Annotated in this window: 4 protein-coding genes; 3 read left to right on the forward strand and 1 reads right to left on the reverse strand. The window is 31.7% G+C overall.

What is annotated here, in order from left to right:
* Together lipA and gap are read left to right on the forward strand one after the other, a co-directional pair.
* Positions 1-861, forward strand: an 861-nt coding sequence (lipA, locus tag AC9UFV_RS08915; RefSeq protein WP_509574969.1) for a lipoyl synthase, incomplete at its 5' end; no start/stop codon positions are given.
* Positions 862-883: 22 nt separating this feature from the next.
* Positions 884-1,891 (forward strand): type I glyceraldehyde-3-phosphate dehydrogenase, encoded by a 1,008-nt coding sequence (gap, locus tag AC9UFV_RS08920; RefSeq protein ID WP_509574971.1) that lies wholly within the window; start codon positions 884-886, stop codon positions 1,889-1,891.
* Positions 1,892-1,930: 39 nt separating this feature from the next.
* On the opposite strand, the gene lpxK is transcribed toward gap, so the two are convergent.
* The gene (lpxK, locus tag AC9UFV_RS08925; RefSeq protein WP_509574973.1) at positions 1,931-2,944 is read right to left on the reverse strand and encodes a tetraacyldisaccharide 4'-kinase; all 1,014 of its coding nucleotides are present in this window, start codon (positions 2,942-2,944) and stop codon (positions 1,931-1,933) included.
* A 79-nt stretch (positions 2,945-3,023) separates the two neighbouring features.
* On the opposite strand from lpxK, the gene AC9UFV_RS08930 reads away from it, so the two are divergent.
* Positions 3,024-3,375, forward strand: a 352-nt coding sequence (locus AC9UFV_RS08930; RefSeq protein ID WP_509574975.1) for a Nif3-like dinuclear metal center hexameric protein, incomplete at its 3' end; no start/stop codon positions are given.

Raw genomic sequence — 3,375 nt, forward strand, 5'->3', positions numbered from 1 at the left:
GTTTTAGAAAATGTACTTCCTACAGGAAAGCCAAAATGGCTAAAAGTAAAATTACCAATTGGTCAAAAATATACCGATCTTCGAGGTTTAGTTGATAAATATAAACTCAACACCATTTGCACTTCAGGTAGTTGCCCAAATATGGGTGAATGCTGGGGAGAAGGAACGGCAACTTTTATGATTCTTGGAAATATTTGTACACGTTCTTGTGGATTTTGTGGAGTTAAAACCGGAAGACCAGAAACCGTAGATTGGGATGAACCTGAAAAAGTTGCCCGATCAATAAAAATAATGAATATAAAACATGCTGTAATTACAAGCGTGGACAGAGACGATTTGAAAGATGGTGGTTCAATTATTTGGATTGAAACTATAAAAGCGATTCGAAGAATGAATCCTTCAACAACATTAGAAACATTGATTCCTGATTTCCAGGGAATTGAAAGAAATATTGATCGAATTGTTGAAGCCAATCCGGAAGTGGTATCTCATAATATAGAAACCGTTCGCCGTTTAACCCGTGAAGTTCGTATTCAAGCAAAATACGATCGTAGCATGGAAGTTTTAAGATACTTAAAAGAAAAGGGAATCAATAGAACTAAGTCTGGGATAATGCTTGGTTTGGGTGAAACTGAAGAAGAAGTATTTCAAACATTAAAAGATTTGCGTCAAGCAAATGTAGATGTAGTTACTATCGGTCAATACCTTCAGCCAAGTAAAAAACACTTACCTGTAAAGGAATTTATTACTCCGGAGCAATTTGCAAAATACGAGCAATTCGGACTAGAATTAGGTTTTCGTCATGTAGAAAGCGGTCCGTTAGTTCGTTCTTCTTATAAAGCTCAAAAGCACATCCTTTAATTAGTTTGAATTCTATATTTAGATGAATCAAAAAACAAGAATTGCTATAAATGGATTTGGTAGAATTGGTAGAAATTTATTTCGCCTATTGATCAATCATCCTACTATTGAGATCGTTGCAATAAATGATATTGCCGATAACAAAACGATGGCTCATCTTGTAAAATATGATAGTATTCATGGAAAACTTCCGTATGAATGTAGTTTTTCGGATGATGCTATTATTGTAAACGGAAAATCGTACTTATTTTTTCATGAAAAATTAATTTCAAATTTAGATTGGAAGTCGTTAGCAATAGATTTTGTTGTAGAAGCAACCGGAAAACACAAAACTTTTGATGAAATAAACGCGCATCTATTGGCTGGGGCCAAAAAAGTAATTTTGACAGCTCCATCAGAAGTTGACACAATTAAAACAGTGGTTTTAGGTGTTAATGAAACAATATTAAATAGTGATGAAAAGATTATTTCTAATGCCAGTTGTACTACTAATAATGCTGCGCCAATGATAAAAATCATTGATGAATTGTGCGGAATTGAACAAGCATATATTACAACAGTTCACTCGTTTACCACCGATCAAAGTTTGCATGATCAACCACATAAAGACCTTCGCAGAGCTCGTGGCGCCTCACAATCTATAGTTCCTACAACAACAGGAGCAGCCAAAGCTTTAACAAAAATCTTTCCCAAATTTGAAGGAAAAATTGGAGGTTGTGGAATTCGTGTTCCTGTTCCAGATGGATCTTTGACCGATATCACCTTCAATGTAAAAAGACAAGTTTCAATTGATGAAATTAATGCTGCTTTTAAAACTGCATCTCAAACTAATTTTAAAGGAATTCTAGATTATACTGAAGATCCAATCGTTTCTGTAGATATTATTGGAAATACAAATTCCTGCATTTTTGATGCTCAATTGACTTCTGTGATTGATAAAATGGTTAAAGTAGTAGGTTGGTACGATAATGAAATTGGTTATTCTTCAAGAATAATCGACTTAATTTTGCTAATAAATTCGAAAAAATAATTTGCTTAAAGCAAATGAACAAATATTGGTCTATTCTACTTAAATAGATTCCACATAATTTGTTATGATTTTATCAAAATTATCTCCTTCAAAAAGAAATTTAGTTTTTATTGGAAGATAATAAAGTTGGTCCTTTGGCAAACATCCTTTCAATCTCACAAAATCTTTTTCAGTAGTAATGATGATATTGTTCTGAGCTTTATTTTTAATTTCTTGAAGGTCTTTTTCCGTGAATTGATGGTGATCTGGGAAAGTAAAACAAACTTCTTTATTACTTTGTAAATGGGCGAAAAAAGTTTGAGGTTTTGCAATTCCAGCAATGAGTAATTTATCAACATTTAGAATCTCAGAAACAGGCTTTTTTTCATTTTCAGAATACACATATTCATCAAATTCAATAGTTGAAAAAAACAAAGTTTGATTTGGTAAAATTGCTAATTTGTTTTTTATAACTTCTTGATCTTGTTTTGTTAAATCGGATGGACATTTTGTAACCACAATTACATTTGCTCGTTTAGCTCCACTCCTATTTTCTCTTAAATTTCCAGTAGGTAATTGAAAATCATCAGAATACAATTCATTATAAGAAGTCAATAAGATATAAAAACCAGCTTTTACTCTTCGATGTTGGTAAGCATCGTCCAATAAAATCACATCGGGTTTACTTGAATTGGAAAGTAATTGTTCAATTCCATTTTTCCGATCTACGTCAACTGCAACTTGAATTTTTGGAAATTTTGAGAAATATTGATAGGGTTCATCTCCAATAATTTCAGCATTTACATTAGCATCGGCCAAAATAAATCCGTTAGATTTTCTTTTATAACCTCGACTTAAAGTTGTAACCTTATATTTATCAGATAAAAGTCGGATTAAATACTCTATTTGAGGCGTTTTACCAGTTCCACCAACACTTAAATTTCCAACCACAATAACTGGTAAATTAAATGAATACGATTTTAACAATCCATTATCATAACAATAATTTCGAATAGAAGCTATTGCGCTGTATAGAATTGAAAATGGGAATAGTATTTTTCGAATAAAATTCATACTACGAAAGTATACTATTTTATCATTATAAAAAAGTTGAATTGTTTTTTCGTTAATTTGTAAAATCAAAAATACGAGTATGTATAAAATTAAAGACATCATTCCCCTTCTTGAAGAAATGGCTCCTTTGGCTTATGCCGAAGATTTTGACAATGTTGGATTACTAGTTGGAAATATAGAAACTGAAACCACTGGAATATTAGTTTGTCACGATGCATTAGAAAGTGTTATTGACGAGGCAATCGCTAAAAACTGCAACTTAATTGTTTGTTTTCATCCTATTTTATTTTCTGGTTTAAAAAAAATAACCGGAAAAAATTATGTGGAAAGAGCTGTGATTAAAGCAATTCAAAATAATATTGCAATTTATGCTGTACACACTGCTTTAGATAATCATCCGGAAGGGGTGAATAAAATATTTGGAAATGCAT

Origin of the sequence: Flavobacterium sp. (assembly GCF_044349645.1) — a bacterium.
Classification (GTDB): Bacteria; Bacteroidota; Bacteroidia; order Flavobacteriales; family Flavobacteriaceae; genus Flavobacterium.